15 protein-coding genes and 1 riboswitch are annotated in these 16,474 nt (G+C 71.3%); of the genes, 7 read left to right on the plus strand and 8 right to left on the minus strand.

The features are described from left to right. The first annotated feature begins 124 nt into the window (after positions 1 to 124). The 4 genes from E1285_RS35225 (at position 125) to E1285_RS35240 (ending at position 4,014) form a co-directional block, all read left to right on the plus strand. Positions 125 to 1,288, plus strand: a complete 1,164-nt coding sequence (locus E1285_RS35225) for a thiolase family protein (RefSeq protein ID WP_132158918.1) — start codon at positions 125 to 127, stop codon at positions 1,286 to 1,288. Between the two features lie 39 nt (positions 1,289 to 1,327). Beyond that, positions 1,328 to 1,774, plus strand: coding sequence for a helix-turn-helix domain-containing protein (locus E1285_RS35230; protein WP_132158919.1), 447 nt, complete (start codon positions 1,328 to 1,330; stop codon positions 1,772 to 1,774). Between the two features lie 148 nt (positions 1,775 to 1,922). Then, complete coding sequence (locus E1285_RS35235; RefSeq protein WP_132158920.1) at positions 1,923 to 2,387, plus strand: hypothetical protein; 465 nt, start codon at positions 1,923 to 1,925, stop codon at positions 2,385 to 2,387. Positions 2,388 to 2,568: 181 nt separating this feature from the next. Next, positions 2,569 to 4,014 (plus strand): serine/threonine-protein kinase, encoded by a 1,446-nt coding sequence (locus tag E1285_RS35240; protein ID WP_132158921.1) that lies wholly within the window; start codon positions 2,569 to 2,571, stop codon positions 4,012 to 4,014. A gap of 56 nt (positions 4,015 to 4,070) precedes the next feature. Here E1285_RS35240 and E1285_RS35245 read toward each other — a convergent pair whose 3' ends face one another. The 5 genes from E1285_RS35245 to E1285_RS35265 form a co-directional block, all read right to left on the minus strand. After that, positions 4,071 to 5,198 (minus strand): hypothetical protein, encoded by a 1,128-nt coding sequence (locus tag E1285_RS35245; RefSeq protein WP_132158922.1) that lies wholly within the window; start codon positions 5,196 to 5,198, stop codon positions 4,071 to 4,073. Positions 5,199 to 5,369: 171 nt separating this feature from the next. Beyond that, positions 5,370 to 6,626, minus strand: coding sequence for a serine hydroxymethyltransferase (gene glyA, locus E1285_RS35250; RefSeq protein WP_279510121.1), 1,257 nt, complete (start codon positions 6,624 to 6,626; stop codon positions 5,370 to 5,372). A gap of 2 nt (positions 6,627 to 6,628) precedes the next feature. Beyond that, positions 6,629 to 7,018, minus strand: coding sequence for a glycine cleavage system protein GcvH (gene gcvH, locus E1285_RS35255; RefSeq protein WP_132158923.1), 390 nt, complete (start codon positions 7,016 to 7,018; stop codon positions 6,629 to 6,631). 15 nt (positions 7,019 to 7,033) lie between these two features. After that, complete coding sequence (gcvT, locus tag E1285_RS35260; RefSeq protein ID WP_132158924.1) at positions 7,034 to 8,128, minus strand: glycine cleavage system aminomethyltransferase GcvT; 1,095 nt, start codon at positions 8,126 to 8,128, stop codon at positions 7,034 to 7,036. A 165-nt stretch (positions 8,129 to 8,293) separates the two neighbouring features. Continuing rightward, positions 8,294 to 8,389, minus strand: a riboswitch (glycine riboswitch). A 71-nt stretch (positions 8,390 to 8,460) separates the two neighbouring features. Beyond that, positions 8,461 to 8,805 (minus strand): hypothetical protein, encoded by a 345-nt coding sequence (locus E1285_RS35265; protein WP_132158925.1) that lies wholly within the window; start codon positions 8,803 to 8,805, stop codon positions 8,461 to 8,463. 241 nt (positions 8,806 to 9,046) lie between these two features. On the opposite strand from E1285_RS35265, the gene E1285_RS35270 reads away from it, so the two are divergent. Beyond that, the gene (locus E1285_RS35270) at positions 9,047 to 10,345 is read left to right on the plus strand and encodes a M50 family metallopeptidase (protein WP_132158926.1); all 1,299 of its coding nucleotides are present in this window, start codon (positions 9,047 to 9,049) and stop codon (positions 10,343 to 10,345) included. Here the strand turns inward: E1285_RS35270 and E1285_RS35275 are convergent. Next, positions 10,335 to 11,432, minus strand: a complete 1,098-nt coding sequence (locus E1285_RS35275) for a PLP-dependent cysteine synthase family protein (RefSeq protein ID WP_132158927.1) — start codon at positions 11,430 to 11,432, stop codon at positions 10,335 to 10,337. The genes E1285_RS35270 and E1285_RS35275 overlap by 11 nt on opposite strands. 88 nt (positions 11,433 to 11,520) lie before the next feature. Between E1285_RS35275 and E1285_RS35280 the strand changes: the two genes are divergently transcribed. Beyond that, positions 11,521 to 12,591, plus strand: coding sequence for a hypothetical protein (locus tag E1285_RS35280; RefSeq protein ID WP_207947046.1), 1,071 nt, complete (start codon positions 11,521 to 11,523; stop codon positions 12,589 to 12,591). A gap of 55 nt (positions 12,592 to 12,646) precedes the next feature. Here the strand turns inward: E1285_RS35280 and E1285_RS35285 are convergent, their stop codons facing one another. Then, a complete protein-coding gene (locus E1285_RS35285; RefSeq protein WP_132158928.1) occupies positions 12,647 to 14,185 on the minus strand; it encodes an ATP-dependent DNA ligase in 1,539 nt (512 codons plus the stop codon). Between the two features lie 187 nt (positions 14,186 to 14,372). Here E1285_RS35285 and E1285_RS35290 point away from each other — a divergent pair, with 187 nt between their 5' ends. Continuing rightward, entirely contained in the window at positions 14,373 to 15,092 is a 720-nt protein-coding gene (locus E1285_RS35290; protein ID WP_132158929.1) for a hypothetical protein, read from the plus strand. Positions 15,093 to 15,430: 338 nt separating this feature from the next. On the opposite strand, the gene E1285_RS35295 is transcribed toward E1285_RS35290, so the two are convergent. Next, positions 15,431 to 16,402 carry a diiron oxygenase gene (locus E1285_RS35295; protein WP_132158930.1) on the minus strand — a complete coding sequence of 324 codons (972 nt, stop codon included), beginning with the start codon at positions 16,400 to 16,402 and terminating at the stop codon, positions 15,431 to 15,433. Between the last annotated feature and the right edge of the window lie 72 nt (positions 16,403 to 16,474).

The following is a 16,474-nucleotide window of genomic DNA, read 5'->3' on the forward strand; positions in this document are numbered from 1 at the left end:
GGTATACGCCGCGGCCCCCGGGTTTTGCGCGTGAGGCAGCGCACAGACGCCGTGGGTTGTGTTTTCCAACTCGCTGATCGCATACTCCGATAGTGAGTTGGAAAACGCAACGGAGGTGGGAGTCATGCGGGACGCGGTGATCGTGGAGGCCGTGCGCACTCCGCTGGGCAAGGGAAAGCCGGACGGGACGCTGCACGACGACCACCCGGCCGACCTCCTGGCACGCACGCTGAAGTCGCTCGTCGAACGCTCGGGCGTCGACCCGGCTCAGGTGGACGACGTCGTCGGCGGGGTCGTCACCCAGGCCGGCGACCAGGCGCTCAACATCACCCGCACGGCCGTCCTGGCCGCCGGGTTCCCGGAGACCGTCCCCGCCATGACCGTCGACCGGCAGTGCGGCTCCTCCCAGCAGGCCCTGCACATCGCGGCGCAGGGCGTGCAGAGCGGCGCGTACGACATCGCGATCGCGTGCGGCGTCGAGTCGATGTCGCGGGTCCCGATGGGGGCGAGCGTCCTGCCCGGCAGCGACCCGTTCGGCACGATGCTCCGCGACCGGTACCCGGGCGGCCTCGTCGGCCAGGGCATCAGCGCCGAACTGATCGCCGCCCGCTGGAACCTGTCGCGCGAGGAGCTCGACGCCTTCGCCCACGAGTCGCACCGCCGCGCCGCCGGGGCGTGGAAGAACGGCGAGTTCGACCGGGAGGTCGCCTGGACGGGTCAGCGGGACGAGACCGTCCGTCCCGGGACGTCCCCGGAGATCCTCGCGGGCCTCAAGCCCGCCTACTACGACGAGCGCATGGCCGAGCGGTTCCCCGAGATCGGCTGGAAGATCACGGCGGGCAACGCGTCCCCGGTCAACGACGGCGCCGCCGCCGTCCTCGTCATGGGCGCCGACGTCGCCGGACGCCTGGGCCTGCGTCCCCGCGCCCGCTTCCACGCGTTCGCCGTGACCGGCGACGACCCCCTGCTCATGCTCACCGCGATCATCCCGGCGACCGAGAAGGTCCTGGACCGCGCCGGCCTCGCCCTGGCCGACATCGATCTGTTCGAAGTGAACGAGGCGTTCTCCCCGGTCGTCCTCGCATGGCAGCGCGAGACCGGCGCCGACCTCACCCGCGTCAACGTGCGCGGCGGCGCGATCGCCATCGGCCACCCGCTCGGCGCCAGCGGCGCCCGCATCATGACGACGCTGCTGCACGCCCTCGAAGACCGCGGCGGACGCTACGGGCTCCAGACCATGTGCGAGGCGGGCGGCCTCGCCAACGCCACCGTCATCGAGAGGCTCTGACGGATGGTCCGGCCAGGTCCGGCGGCTAGGCTTCCCGGTATGCCGAAGGACGCCCGCCCGCGCGAGTGCTCCGTCGCCGACACCCTGGACCTGGTCGGCGAACGCTGGAGCCTGCTCGTCATCCGCGAGCTCAGCTACGGGGTGCGGCGCTTCGACCAGATCGTCCGCAACACGGGCGCGTCCCGCGACATCCTGACGTCCCGCCTGCGCAAGCTGGAGGCGAACGGCGTCATCCGCCGTGAGCGCTACAGCGACCACCCGGTCCGCTACGAGTACCACCTGACGCCCGCGGGCATGGAGCTGGGCGACGTCCTGCTCGTCCTGATGAGGTGGGGCGACCGCCACCTGCACGCGGACGACCCGCCCGTCCGCTGGGAGCACTCCTGCGGCGAGACGGTCAGCCCCATGGTGATCTGCCGCCACTGCGGCAACGAGGCCCGACGCGGCGCCCACTCACCCACCGGCCGCGGCGCCCTCACCTCCTGAGCATCACCAGAGGGAACGCCTCATCCCCCGACAGGACGGGGCGCGGGCCGCGGAGCGCGCAAACCCCGTGAACATGTGATCATCGGTGCGCGTCTCACCGGACGAGCCGTTTCGTCAGCGGCCGGCTCGGCGTCCCCGGCGGAGGTGCATGTTGGCGAGCGGTGAGCGCGACTACGGGTGGGTTGTGTTCGGTCCCCTGTTCCTGCTGGCGGCACCGTTCCTGGTCCTGTCCGGCTGGGGCCTGTTCAGCTTTGGACAGGGCTGGGCGGCGACGTACGGCGTGACCGGGACCCAGGGGACGGTGACCATCACGGGCCTGGACCGCGATGGCCATCCCAGGACACCGGCGACCTGCCAGGGAGACTTCCAGCCCGATCGAGGCGGTCGCAGACCCGGCGTCCAGGTGGAGCACTCCGGCGAATGCCGGCCGGACCGGCGCCTGCCCGCCCGCCTCGCAGCCGGGACGGCCTACGAGGCGGGAGTGTGGAGCTGGTCGAGGTTCATGGTGACCGTGCTGGTCACGGTGCTCTTCGTGGTCACCGGAATCGCGACGCTCGGGTTCGGGGGAGCCTTCGTGCAACTGGCCAGGCAGCACTTCCGAGGCGACGACTGATCCGCTCTCCGGATGACCGGGCGGGAATGCCGGTGAAAGGTCCAGTGCCATGACCTCCCGTGTGCGTCGCCGATACCCGGCGGCGCCGGAAACCCACCGCCGATGCGTCAGGGTCGCGCGGCCCCCGGTATATCCCGAATGATGTAAAGAAGAGGGCATCTTTCTTTCCCGAAGGAGGCAGATGTCCGCGATGCCGCTGGAGCCGGGCGATCCTTCGTTCATCGGCCCGTGGGAGGTCCTGGGACGGCTTGGCGAGGGTGCGCAGAGCGTCGTCTATCTCGGCTCCGGCGGCGACGGGGAGCGGGTCGCGGTCAAGCTGCTGCGCGGGCTCGACGCGAACGCGCGGCGGCGGATGGCGCGGGAGGCCGAGGCGGCCCGGCGGGTGCCGCCCGCATGCACGGTGCGTGTCATCGACGTCCGGCTGGAGCCCGGCATCGCGTACGTGGTCAGCGAGTTCGTCGACGGCCCGTCCCTGCAGGCCGCCGTGATCGCCGAGGGGCCGCGGTGGGGTGCGGCGCTGGAGCGGCTGGCCGTCGACACGGCGACCGCGCTGGCCGCCGTCCACGAGGCGGGGATCGTCCACCGCGACTTCAAGCCGCACAACGTGCTGCTGGGGCCCGGCGGGCCGCGCGTCATCGACTTCGGGATCGCCCGCGCGGTGGACGTCACCTCCTCGCTGACCCAGGGCCCGATCGGGACCCCGGCCTACATGGCGCCGGAGCAGATCGAAGGCCACCGCGTCACGGCGGCGGCCGACGTGTTCGCCTGGGGCGCGACGATGGTGTTCGCCGCGACCGGCCGTCCGGCGTTCAGGCGGGACAGCGTCCAGGCCCTCTTCCACCAGATCCTGAACGAGGAGCCGGACCTGTCCGCCCTGGACGGGCGGTTGCGCGGCCTGGTCTCGTCCTGCCTCACCAAGGACCCGGCCCGGCGGCCCACCGCGTCCGACCTCGTCCAACGGCTGACGCAACGGGAGCAGCCGCGACCGGCGTACGCGCCGCCGCCGATGCCGCCTCCACCTGTCCACGGGCCGACCATGCCGGCGAGCGGTTCCGGCGGACGGCGTTTCGCGCCCTGGCTGGCGGTGGCCATCGCGTTTCCCATCGTGCTCGCGATGGCCGTCGGCGGCGTCGCCTTCGGCCGGGAACTGCTGCTGAAACCCGACGTCGCCACGTCTCTGCCTGACGTGTGCGCCCTTTACGACGACGGCGAGGGAGAGCAGATACTGCGCGACGTGGAAGCCGCGGACAGCAAGCGCGTCCCGCAGAGAAAGAGCGACGGCTATGGGGAGTGGCGGCTCTGCGCGTTCGGGACTTCGCGGTTCTCCCCGGAGGACACCTTCCAGGTCCAGCTCAACCTCTACAACGGCGACGAACCGGAGAAAGGCGTGGAGGAGGCGCACGAGGCATTGGACGGCGGCACCGACTTCGGCTGCACCGGCCCGCCCGCGGACACCGGTGTGGGCGAGGAGAGCTGCGAGGGGCTCACCGACAGCTCCTGGACCGTGATCGTGGCGCGCAAGGGCAACCTCATCGCCATGGCTTCGTGCTCGGACAAGTCCGTCACCGAAGCCGAACGCCGAACCCTGCGCCGCGCGGCCGCCCACGCCCTGAACGAGGCCCTGTAAGGACGCCCGCGCTACGGGCACACCCACCGCCCAGCCGTGGGACGACCTCGTCGGCGCTACTGCGGGCGTGGGCTAGGACGTGTGGAATGACGCCAGACCGTGCCCCTCTGGGTGCCTGCCCAGACGGTGGTGGTGTGGGGCACGCGGGCCATCGAGTACGCGGCCGTCGGGACGGGCGGGCTGACGAGAGTCCAGGAGCCGCCGTCGAAATGCAGCAGGTAGGTGGGGTCGAACGAGTAGGACAGCCAGACGCCGCCCCGCCCGTCGGAGGCGAGCGAGCCGAGGAACCCGGTCACGGACCTCGGGCGTACCTCGCCGGCCGCGGCGGTCCGTTCCGGGAGTGGGTGCACGGTGAATGCGGAGCCGTTCCAGTGGTGCAGCGTGGGCGGCCTGAACAGTGGGTGCTGCTCTATGGCGTAGAACCAGACGTCGTCAGGGGCGACGTACTCGATCTGCAGGATCCAGTGGGCGTAGGTCGTCCCTTCCCACATGACGCGCGTCCAGTCCGTGCCGTCGAAGTGCCACAGCGGGGTCGGCGCGGTGCTCGACTCGCCCATTCCCCCGACCCAGACGTCCGAGCGGCTCCCGGCGGCGATGGCGTTGAGCCCATGGAGTTCCGGCAGGGTGAGCGTGTTCGTCCACGGGCCGTGCCTGCGCCGCACGGACACCGTCGTGCCGCCCTCGCCGATGCCGGTCGCCCACAGCGCGCCGGTCCGGTCCAGGTCGATGGCGTAGAGCCGCTCGCCGGCGGGGCCGGGCACCGTCGTCCAGCGGCGCCCGTTCCAGTGCAGCAGGTCGGTGCGTTCCTGGGCCTCTGCGGCCGCGGCGAGGGCCCAGGCGTCGGCGGCGTGCCGGGCGCGGACGTCGTTGACGATGGTCAGGCCCTCGGGCAGGACGGCCCGCGTCCAGCCGCGCGGGGTCCGGTGCAGCATGACGGCGCGCTGGTCCGGCTGGTTCGCGTTCTCGGCGCCGCCGGCGAAGACGTGCCACGGGTCCGGCGCGGCGATCCCGAGCAGTGGCCGCTGGCCGGTCAGCGGCGGGACGGGCACATCGACCCACCCGGTCTCCGGCGGGGCGGTGGCGCGGGCCGTACCGGCCAGCGGCACGGCGGCGCCGAGCAGGGCGGCACCGCCGAGGATGACGCCGCGGCGGGACGGGAGAGGATTCGGGCCGGCTCGATCCATGGCGGGCTCCTTGGCGGACGGGACAGTCAGCGCCAGTATTTGCTGGCACGCTCCCCCGATCCACCCCCTGACCTGATGCGGCCGCCAGATCCTGCAAGTGCCGAGTGGTGCGTTACGGGAAGTTCCGGTGTGGCCGGCGCCCCCTTCCGGGTGGAAGGGGGCGCGGTGGCGTCACAGGTCCGGGTATAGGGGGTGCTTGGCCGCGAGGGCCTTCACTCGGGACGACAGGGCGTCGCGGTCGAAGGTCGGCTGGAGGGCCAGGGCGATGATGTCGGCCACCTCGGTGAAGTCGGCGGCGGTGAAGCCGCGGGTGGCGAGCGCCGGGGTGCCGATGCGCAGGCCGGACGTGACCATCGGCGGGCGCGGGTCGTTCGGTACGGCGTTGCGGTTGACGGTGATGCCGATGTCGTGGAGGCGGTCCTCGGCGTCGCGGCCGGTGAGTTCGGAGTCCACGAGGTCGACCAGGACGAGGTGGACGTCCGTCCCGCCGGTCAGGACCTTCACGCCGGCCTTGGCGGAGTCCTCGGCGAGGAGCCGGTCGGCCAGGACGCGGGCCCCCTCGACGGTGAGCGACTGGCGGGTGCGGAACTCGTCCGACGCGGCGATCTTGAGGGCGACGGCCTTGGCGGCGATCACGTGCTCCAGGGGGCCGCCCTGCATGCCGGGGAACACCGCGGAGTTGATCTTCTTGCCGTACTCCTCGCGGGCGAGGATCAGGCCGCCGCGGGGGCCGCCGAGCGTCTTGTGGGTGGTGGTCGTGACGATGTCCGCGTAGGGGACGGGGGACGGGTGCAGGTCCGCGGCGACGAGGCCCGCGAAGTGCGCCATGTCGACCATGAGCAGCGCCCCGACCGAGTCGGCGATCTCCCGGAAGGCGGGGAAGTCGAGCTGCCGCGGGTACGCCGACCAGCCCGCCACGATCATCTTGGGACGGTGCTCGGCCGCCAGCGAGGCCACCTCGTCCATGTCGACCAGGCCGTCCTCGGCGCGGACGTGGTACGGGACCACGTTCAGCGTCTTGCCGGAGTAGTTCAGCCGCATCCCGTGGGTGAGGTGCCCGCCGTGCGCGAGGTCGAGGCCGAGGATCGTGTCGCCGTGCTTGAGCAGCGCGAAGTAGACGGCCGTGTTGGCCTGCGCGCCGCTGTGCGGCTGGACGTTCGCGTGCTCGGCGCCGAACAGCGACTTCGCGCGGTCGATCGCGAGCTGCTCGGTGACGTCGACGTGCTCGCAGCCGCCGTAGTAGCGCCGCCCGGGGTAGCCCTCGGCGTACTTGTTGGTCAGGACCGAGCCCTGCGCCTCCAGGACGGAGACCGGCGCGAAGTTCTCCGAGGCGATCATCTCCAGGGTGGACTGCTGGCGCCGCAGCTCGGCGGCGACGGCCCGGGCGACCTCGGGGTCGGACGTGGCGAGCGAGTCGTGCAGGCTCAAGATCAGCTCTCCTCGATCAGCTTGTCGTAGGCGGCCGAGTCGAGCAGGTCGCCCGGTTCCTCGGAGATGCGGACCTTGAAGATCCAGCCCTCGCCGTACGGGTCGTCGTTGATGACCTTGGGCTCGTCCACCGCGGCGGCGTTGATCGCGGTGATCTCGCCGCTGACGGGGGAGTAGACGTCGCTGACCGACTTGGTCGACTCGATCTCCCCGCAGGGCTCGCCGGCCTCGACGGAGTCGCCCTCGGACGGCTGCAGCTCGAGGTAGACGATCTCTCCCAGGGCGTCGGCGGCGTGCGCGGTGATGCCGATGGTGACGATCCCGTCCTCGCCACCGAGGCCGGACACCCACTCGTGCTCTTCGCTGTAGCGGAGCTGCTCCGGAACGCTCACGATCACTTCTCTCTTTCAGGGACGCTTGTAGAACGGCAGGGGAACCACGTCCACCGGCTCTTGGCGGCCGCGGACGTCCACGGCGAGGTCGGTCTCCTCGACTCCGCTGTCGAGGTACGCCATGGCGATCGGCGTGCCCAGTGTGGGCGACGGGGCGCCGCTCGTCACGATCCCGCACGGCGCGCCGCCGGACGTGACGACCTGGTACCCCTTACGGGGCGCTCGACGCCCGCGTGCGACCAGTCCCACGAGCCTACGGCCCTGCGGGGTCTGGGCCTGGGCGGCCAGGGCGGTCTTCCCGACGAAGTCGCCCGGCTTGTCCAGCTTCACGATCCGGCCGAGGCCCGCTTCGAACGGCGTGGTCTCGGCGGTCAGTTCGTTGCCGTACAGCGGCATGCCCGCTTCGAGGCGGAGCGTGTCGCGTGCGGACAGGCCGGCGGGGACGACGCCGTCCACACCGGCGAGCGTCTTCCACAGGGGGACGGCGTCGGACGCGTCCACGAACAGCTCGAAGCCGTCCTCGCCCGTGTATCCGGTGCGGGCGATGAGCGCGTCTACGCCCGCGACGCGTCCGGCGAGGACCGCGTAGTACTTGAGGTCGGCCAGCGGCGCGTCGGTGAACTCCTCGAGGATCCCCTGGGAGCGCGGCCCCTGGAGGGCGAGCAGCCCGTAGGTCTCGGAGCGGTCTTCGACGGCGGCCTCGAAGGCCGCGGCCCGCTCGACCAGCGCCTCGCGGACGACGTCGGCGTTGGAGGCGTTCGCGACGACCATCCAGGTGGCGTCGGCCAGCCGGTAGACGATCACGTCGTCGAGGATCCCGCCGTCCTGCCCGCAGGTCATGGTGTAGCGGGCCTTGCCGACCGGCATCGAGGCCAGGTTGCCGACGAGCGCGTAGTCGAGCGCGGCGCCCGCGCCCGGCCCGGAGACGAAGATCTCTCCCATGTGCGACAGGTCGAACAGCCCGGCGCCGGTGCGGACGGCCTGGTGCTCGGCGGTCTCGCTCGCGTAGCGCAGCGGCATGAGGTAGCCGGCGAAGTCGACGAGGTTCGCGCCGAGGTCCTGGTGGACGTCGTGCAGCGGCGTCTTCTTCACGGTCGGGTCGGCGGTCATGGGCTCGGCTCCTTCGTCACGGGCGCGCATGGTCCATCGTCCCATTCACGCACCGGGGCGTCTCGGTGCCTCCCCCTCTGTCATCGGCGCCTGAGAGCTTCACCCGCCGCTCAGGCGGGCTTTCACCTTCGGCGGGGGACCGTGTCCCCGCTTTCCAGAGGTCGCCTGGCCCGTGCGGTCCGTTGGCCTGAGAGGTTCCGGGGAGGATTTGCTCCTTCGGCGTCCCTCACCGGCTGCGAGGGACTCTCCCGCACGGGATCATCGGCGGTCGGCATTCTATGCCATGGCCCGCGGCGTACGCCGGGAGGGTCGGCAGGCGTACGCCGGGAGGGTCAGCCGGGGGTCGGTGATGCCGTGACCGCCTTCATGCACTCGCGCATGGCGGTCATGATCTTCTTGGTGTCGCGCTCGGGGGGCGACGAGGTCGGGTCGGGGCTCGGGATCTCCACACCCTGCTTGCGCAGGCATTCCTGGAACTTCTTGGTGGCCTCCAGTTGCGCGGGCGGCGTGCGCGAACCCGTGTTCCCCTTGCCGGACGACGGCGCAGCGGACGCGGACGGCCCCCCGGCCGTGGCGCCACCGTCGGACCCGTCGCCGGCCCCGTCGTCGGAGCCGCTGCATCCGGCCAGGGACAGGGCGAGCGTCAACGCCAGGGCAGCTACATGACCGCGTTTCAAGGCATACCTCCAAGGACCCGGGGTGGGCCGCCATGATGCACAGGAGGCAGGGGGGCGCGAATAGCACCGCGCATGCCAATGTTCGCGGGCGGGTTAGCATCCCGGCTCAAACCGGGCCCGGAAAAGCCGGCCGGCCGCCTTGCGCGCTCGGTCAACCGGATTGGGGGCCGTGCCGTACTCTGAGTTGGTCGATGGAGACGCCCCCGGGGTGAACGGGGCACTGACCGGAGGGGCAAGCCGCATGGCCTACCTGGCTGGAGCGTTGATTCTCTTCGTCGGCCTGCTGGTGTCCATCGCGCTGCACGAGCTGGGGCACTTCTCGTTCGCCAAGCTGTTCAAGGTGCGGACCACCCAGTTCATGGTCGGGTTCGGGCCGACCATGAAGTCCTGGCGCCGGGGCGAGACCGAGTACGGGATCAAGTGGATCCCGCTCGGGGGCTACATCCGGATGATCGGGATGCTGCCGCCGCGCAAGGGCGACGCCCCCGGGACGATCCGGAAGGCCAGCACCGGCCCGTTCCAGAACCTCATCGAGTCCGCGCGCGGGGTCGCGCTGGAAGAGGTCAGGCCGGGCGACGAGGACCGCGTCTTCTACGGCAAGAAGTGGTGGCAGAAGCTGCTGATCATGTCCGGCGGGCCGGCGATGAACCTGCTGCTGGCGGTGATGTTCTTCGCGATCCTGCTGATGGGCCTGGGCACGAACCAGCCGCAGCCGGTGATCCGGGAGGTCGCCCAGTGCATGGTGCCGGCGAGCCAGTCCGGGCTCACCGAGTGCCCGGCCAACGCGGCGCCGACGCCGGCGAAGCAGGTCGGCCTGCAGCCCGGTGACCGGATCGTGGCGTTCGACGGCGCGAAGATCGACGACTACCGCGACCTGCAGGAGCTGATCCGCGGCGAGGGCGGCCAGACCGTGCCGATGACCGTCGAGCGCGGCGGGCAGGACATGCGGCTGGACGTCCCGATCGCCCGCAACCAGATGCAGCACCTGGACGACCCGGACAAGATCGTCGAGGTCGGGTTCCTCGGCATCACCCCGACCAGCGAGATCGAGCGGCAGGGCCCCGCCGCGGTCGCGAGCACGATGGGCGACCTGACCGCGCGCACCGCGGGGGCGCTGGTGCGGATGCCGCAGAAGATGGTCGGCGTGTGGAACGCGGCGTTCGGCGACGACGAGCGCGACCCGAACGGCCCGGTCGGGGTCGTCGGCGTCAGCCGGATCGGCGGGGACGTCGCCGCGTCCGAGGCCCTCACCGGGACCGAGAAGATCTCCTACTTCGTGATGCTGCTCGGGTCGCTGAACCTCGCGATCGGGATGTTCAACCTCATCCCGCTGCTGCCGCTGGACGGCGGGCACATCGCCGGGGCCCTCCTCGAGGCGATCAAGAAGGCGTTCGCGAAGGTCTTCCGAAGGCCCGACCCCGGCTATGTCGACGTCGCCAAGGCGTTGCCGGTGACGTATGTGATGGCGGCCGTCCTGATCGTCATGGGCGGGCTGCTGATCTACGCCGACCTGGTCAACCCCATCAGATTCACCGGATAGCGGGCATCTCGCCGGTCTTCAGGAACTCGTTGAGCGCGGTGAGGTACGGCTCGATGTCGAGGCCCTGCTCCGCCAGCCACGCGTCCGACCCGTACGTGCCGGTGTAGCGTTCGCCGCCGTCGCAGATCAGCGTGACGACGCTGCCGCGCTCGCCGTCCGCCCGCATCTGCGCGATCAGCTCCGCAGCCCCCCACATGTTGGTGCCGGTGGAGCCGCCCACGTTCCGTCCGCTGACCTCGCTCGTCCAGCGCATGGCCGCGATGGACGCCGCGTCCGGCACCCGGATCATCCGGTCAATCACCGTGGGCAGGAACGACGGCTCGACGCGGGGGCGGCCGATGCCCTCGATCCGCGAGCCCGCCGCCGTCCGCTCGGGGTCCCCGTCGGCGAACGAGCCGAAGAACGCCGACCCCTCCGGGTCGACGACCGCGAGCCGCGTCTGGAACCGCTGGTACCGCGCGTACCGGCCGATCGTGGCGGACGTCCCGCCGGTGCCCGCGCCCACCACGACCCAGGACGGCTCCGGGAACCGCTCCAGCCGCATCTGCTCGAAGACCGACTCGGCGATGTTGTTGTTGCCGCGCCAGTCCGTCGCGCGTTCGGCGTAGGTGAACTGGTCCATGAAGTGCCCGCCGCACTCGGCCGCGAGCCGCCGCGACTCGTCGTAGATCGCGGACGGGTCGTCCACCAGATGGCACCGGCCGCCGTGGAACTCGATGAGCTGGATCTTCTCCGGGCTGGTGGACGCCGGCATCACCGCGATGAACGGCAGCCCCAGCAGACGCGCGAAGTACGCCTCCGACACCGCCGTGGACCCGCTGGACGCCTCGATGATCGTCGTGTCGGCCTGGATCCAGCCGTTCGCGAGCCCGTACAGGAACAGCGACCGGGCGAGCCGGTGCTTCAGGGAACCGGTGGGGTGGACGGACTCGTCCTTCAAGTAAAGGTCGATGCCCCATTCCGGCGGCAGCGGGAACACGTGCAGGTGCGTGTCGGCGCTGCGGTTGGCGTCGGCGTCGACCAGCCGGACGGCCTCGGCGGTCCAGGCCCGGTATCCGGGATCGCAGCGGTCCACGATGCGGCTCACGGCGGTTTCTCCTCGGATCGTCGCTGATCGGCCGCGTCCTACGATATCCGCGCATGTCGCAGGGCATTATGGAGGCTGCGGGGGGCAGATGATCGAGATGTTCGAGGAACGCATCGTGGAGGCCGGGCGGCTGCCGCTGTTCGGCTTCTTCGTCGCGTTCATGATCACTTTTGTGCTGACGCGGGTGAACGTCCGGCTGATCCGCTCCAACGTGCGGTGGTTCCGGAACGTGACCGCCGGTGACGTGCACATCCACCATGTCGTGTTCGGCGTCGTGCTGATGCTGGCGGGCGGCGTGGCCAGCCTCGCCATTCCGGAGGGAAACGTCGGGTTCAGCCTGGCGGCGGCCGTCGTGTTCGGCATGGGCTCGGCGCTCGTCCTGGACGAGTTCGCGCTGATCCTGCATCTCAGCGACGTCTACTGGACGGAGAAGGGCCGCGCCTCCGTCGACGCCGTCTTCGTCGCCATCGCGGTGACCGGGCTGCTGCTCCTCGGCATCCACCCGCTGAGCTACGTGGGCTTCGGCATCGACCCCGGCAGCGGCTCCCTCGGCCGCCTTTACGCCGCGTACCTCGCCGTCAACCTCGTGCTCGCCGTGGTCACCCTGCTGAAGGGCAAGATCTGGACCGGTCTCATCGGCCTGTTCGTGCCCGCGCTGCTGGTCATCGGCGCGATCCGGGTGGCGCGTCCCGCCTCGCCCTGGTCACGCTGGCGCTACGACGACGCGTCGCGCAGGCTCCAGCGGGCCGTGCGGCGCGAGAAGACCTACCGGCGGCCGCTCATCCGGGGCAAGATCTGGGTCCAGGAGTTCATCGCGGGACGGCACGACCTCATCCCACCGGAGCTGCTGCAGCGCCGGTCCGAGGCCGCCGAGCGCGCCCGCCGCCGGCGGCTCGCCCGCGCGCAGCGCAGGGCCGAGGCGCGGGCGGAGCGCAGGGGCGCCTCGCCCGCCCAGCGCAGGGCGAGCGCCTGGGCCGAACGGCGGGCCGAGGCCCGCGCGCGGCGCGGCGCGCTGTCCCGCACCCGCAGCGGTTCCGCGTCCCGGATGCGGACCCGCGCCGCGTCCAGGCGGCGCGCCCGCGACACCGGGCCGGAGGACGACCCGCCGCCGGGCCGGCGCCCCAGGGCGGGGGCCTCCGGCGGAACCGGGACGGGTTAGTCACCACCGGTGAGTCCACCACGGGCTGGTCCACCACGGGCTAGTCCATTACCGGCTAGTCCATTACGGGCGCGACGGAGCGGACGGTTTCGATCGTGTCGGCCTCGGCGGCGGACTTGTCGGTGCGGTAACGCAGGACGCGGGCGAAACGCAGCGCGATGCCGCCCGGGTACCGGGGGCTGTGCTGGACGCCGTCGAACGCGATCTCCACGACCAGTTCGGGCCGGACGTGCACCGTCCAGCCGTCCTCGCGCACGGCCAGCTCGCGGAGCTTCTCCGTCTGCCAGGCGAGCAGTTCGTCGGTCAGGCCCTTGAACGTCTTGCCGAGCATGACGAACCCGCCGGTCTCGGGATCGCGGGCGCCGAGATGCAGGTTCGACAGCATGCCCTGCCTGCGGCCGTGCCCCCATTCGACCGCGAGGACGACGAGGTCGAGGGTGTACCGGGGCTTGACCTTGATCCAGCCCGCGCCGCGCCGCCCCGCCGTGTACGGGCTGTCGAGCGACTTGACCACGACGCCCTCGTGGCCCTGCGCGACGGCCTCGTCGAACACTTCCTTGGCCCGCCCCGGGTCGCCGGTGACGACACGGGGCATCCGCAACTCTTCAGGAACGACCCGCACCAGCGCCGCGCCCCGCTCCGCCCCCGGCGCATCGAGCAGGTCGCCCCCGCCTGCGCCGTCTTCGAGGTACAGGACGTCGAACAAATAGACCGACAGGGGGACGGGCTCGGTGTTCTTGGCGGCCCGTGTGGCGGTGCGGGCGGCGGTGACCTGGAACGGGTGGGGGTGTCCGTCCGGCCGCAGCGCGATCAGCTCGCCGTCGAACACGGCCGCGCGGACGGGCAGCTCCCGCACGGCCGCCACGACCTCGGGCAGCCGCGAGGTGATCTCGTCGAGCGTCCGGGTGAAAACCCGCACCTCACCGTCGACTACATGGACCTGCGCGCGGATCCCGTCGAGCTTCCATTCGACGGCCGCCTCCGCGTCGAGCTTGCCGAACGCCTCCTCGATGGACGGGGCGGACGCCGCGAGCATCGGCTTGATCGGCCGCCCGACCTCCAGCGTGAACTCGCGCAGCGCGCCGGTGCCGCCCGCGAGGGCCGCTGTGGCGACCGGGCCCAGCGTCCCGCGCAGCATGAACGCCCGCCGCACCTCGGCGGACGGGACTTCGGACGCCGCCGCGATCGCCTCGGCCATGACCCCGTCCAGCGCGCCCTGCCGCAGCTCGCCCGCCAGGAGCCTGATCAGGAAGTCCTGCTCGGTGGGGGTGGCGCGGCCGAGCAGCCCGGCGAGCAGCTCGCGCCGCCGGGCGACCGAGCCCGGCCCGGACACCGCGCCGATCTCGGTGAACGCCGCGTCCACCTCGGGGACGGTCAGGGACGGCTGGGCGGCCGGCGGCGGGACGTCCCGCAATGAGGCGTACCCCACGCCGATCTGGCGTTGCGGCAGCTCACCGGACAGGTAGGCGACCACGCTCGCCGCCTCGCCCGGCTCCGCCGCCCGCAAGCACTCCGCGAGCGCGGATACCTTGGCCTTGCGGCCGGAGGTCCCCGCGACCGCCTGCGATGTCCGCGTGATGTCGGCTACGAGCACCCCACCATTGTGACCACGAGGTCTGACAATCCCTACCGTCCGGGGGCCTGGTCAGGGGGCGAGCGCCTGACTACGTTGACGGGAGGCGGGCCGGTGAGAATTTCTCGCCGGTGGCGCCTGAGGGTGCGGTGGCGGGCGCGCCGGACGGAAGGTACTGAGGGCGAGACGGGGGAGTGAGGAGCGGGGAGTGGGGCTTCAGCGCTCGTCGGAACCGTTCCACCGGGTCTATTCCGCACCGGAGCCGCCGTCGCCGGACCGGCGTCCGAGGCTGCTCAAGCTGCTGGCGGTGGTCGCCGCCTTGGCGGTGGCCGGTGCGGTCGTCTTCCTGGTGATGCCGGGGCAGGGTCAGGGTCACGCCGGCCGGGACAACGCGGCGATAAGGCCGCCGGGCGACTCGCCGTCGCAGCGGTTCGTCGAGGCGTTGCCCGAGCCGTGCGGGACGGTGTCGAAGGACACGGTCGACCAGGCCGTCCCCAAGGCGGCGCAGCGGCAGAGCGCGAACTCGACGCTCACCACATGCACGTACTCCTCGGCGGGCTCGGAGCACCGCTGGCTCCGGGTGGAGGCCCGCCTGTACTCGCCCGGCGTCACCGACACTCCGGTGGAGGACGCCGAGAGCTATTACGACACGCAGTGGGCGCAGGCGCACGACACCCCGTTCATCCGGACGATCAGCCTGGCGCGGCATCGGGGCATGGGGGACGAGGCGTACCGCTGGTTCAAGGCCGACGAGGGCCGCCCCGCGGTGCTCGGGCAGGTCACGGCCCGTATCCGTAACGCGGTCTTCACGGTCAGCTACAGCGAGCGGGCGCCGGGCGCGGGTGAGCGGGACGATCGGGAGGGCGCCTGCCTCGACCGGGCCACCGCCGCCGCCCGCGACGTGCTCGACGCGCTGAATGATTTCTGACCTGAATCGGCCGATCATGGCATATTTTCTGTCAACACCTTCTAGTGTGATGCCCGTAAAAGGGGAGGGAGTGCGCCGGTCATGCTCCCCGAAGAGGCCACGTGATCGGCGTGCTTGCGGCACCTGGGGAGGAGGGGGTCGACGACGTGACCGTCCAATCGGTAGGAGTGTCCTGGATATAGTTCCAGGTCAGCAACCCGTTCCGTCGACGGGCCGCGGAGTGGACCCGCTCCGCGGCCCTTCCGCTCCCCGGCGTGGGGGACCAATCTCCCGCTATTCTCGAACCATTTTCTAATGCAAGGTCGACGTCAAGATAAATGGCCGCCGACTAGAATGGGTTACGGTTCCAGCAGTCCGGCCCTGATCCATACGCCGCGGGCGCGGCCGTCCAGGAACCCGACCTCGTCGAAGAACGCGGTGCACTTGCGGAACGCCCACGCCAGCGTCGCGCGCCGGTGCGGGCTGCGGGCGGCCACCCGCCGCGCCAGCTTCGGGTCCAGGCCGACCGCCTCGTAGCACGACGGGTGGATCACCTGCGTGGACGTCAGCCGCGTCGCCTGCGCGAGCCCGTAGGCCGCCATCCGCCGACGCACCGCCGGCAGCTCCGCCACCAGCCGCTTCAGCTCCTCGCGCGCGTACTTGATGTGCCGCGCCTCCTCGATGACGTGGATCCGCGTGACCTGCCGGATCATCGGCTGCAGGTCCTCGTCGGGGAACGTCAGCCGCTGGAACGCGTCGGTGAACTCCTCCACGACCAGCGTCCCGGCCCACATCGGCATCGGGTCGTACACGGCCCCGAACAGCTTCGCGAAGTGGAACTCCGGTGCCCTCGGCCGGTGGGTGCGGAGCCCGCACGTCCGCACCATCCGCCCGAACATCTTCGAGTGCCGGCACTCGTCGGCGATCTCGGTCAGCGCGTAGGCCACGTGGTCGCTGTCGTAGCGGTGCCGGTAGGCGTGCATCACCAGCGACTGCATCAGCAGCATCTCCGACCAGATCCCGAACGAGGCGATGCTGCACATCTCCTGCTTGGACAGCTCCACCCGCTGCCGGTGCGTCAGCCCGTCCCACAGCGGCGTCTCGTAGAGCGACACGAGTTCGGGGGGCATGTAGAACACGTCGGGGTCCTGCGGGGCGTCCCAGTCGACGTCCACGTCGGGGTCGAACGAGTGCTTGCGCGACGTCCGCAGCAGCCGCTCGGCGACCACCTCCCGATGCGTCAGCTCAAGCGCGTGGTCGCCGTCCTTGCACCGAATCCGCGCCGCCCACGTACGTGGCCGGCCGTCGCTCAACAACACATCGGAGGGCATCGATCCATCTCCTCTCCCGGGCGGAAGTCGTGCGGAGGGGTCGGCGTCCGGACGCGGGCGCTAACCCTGGGG

Origin of the sequence: Actinomadura sp. 7K507, assembly GCF_004348425.1 — a bacterium.
In the GTDB taxonomy this organism is placed as follows: Bacteria; Actinomycetota; Actinomycetes; order Streptosporangiales; family Streptosporangiaceae; genus Spirillospora.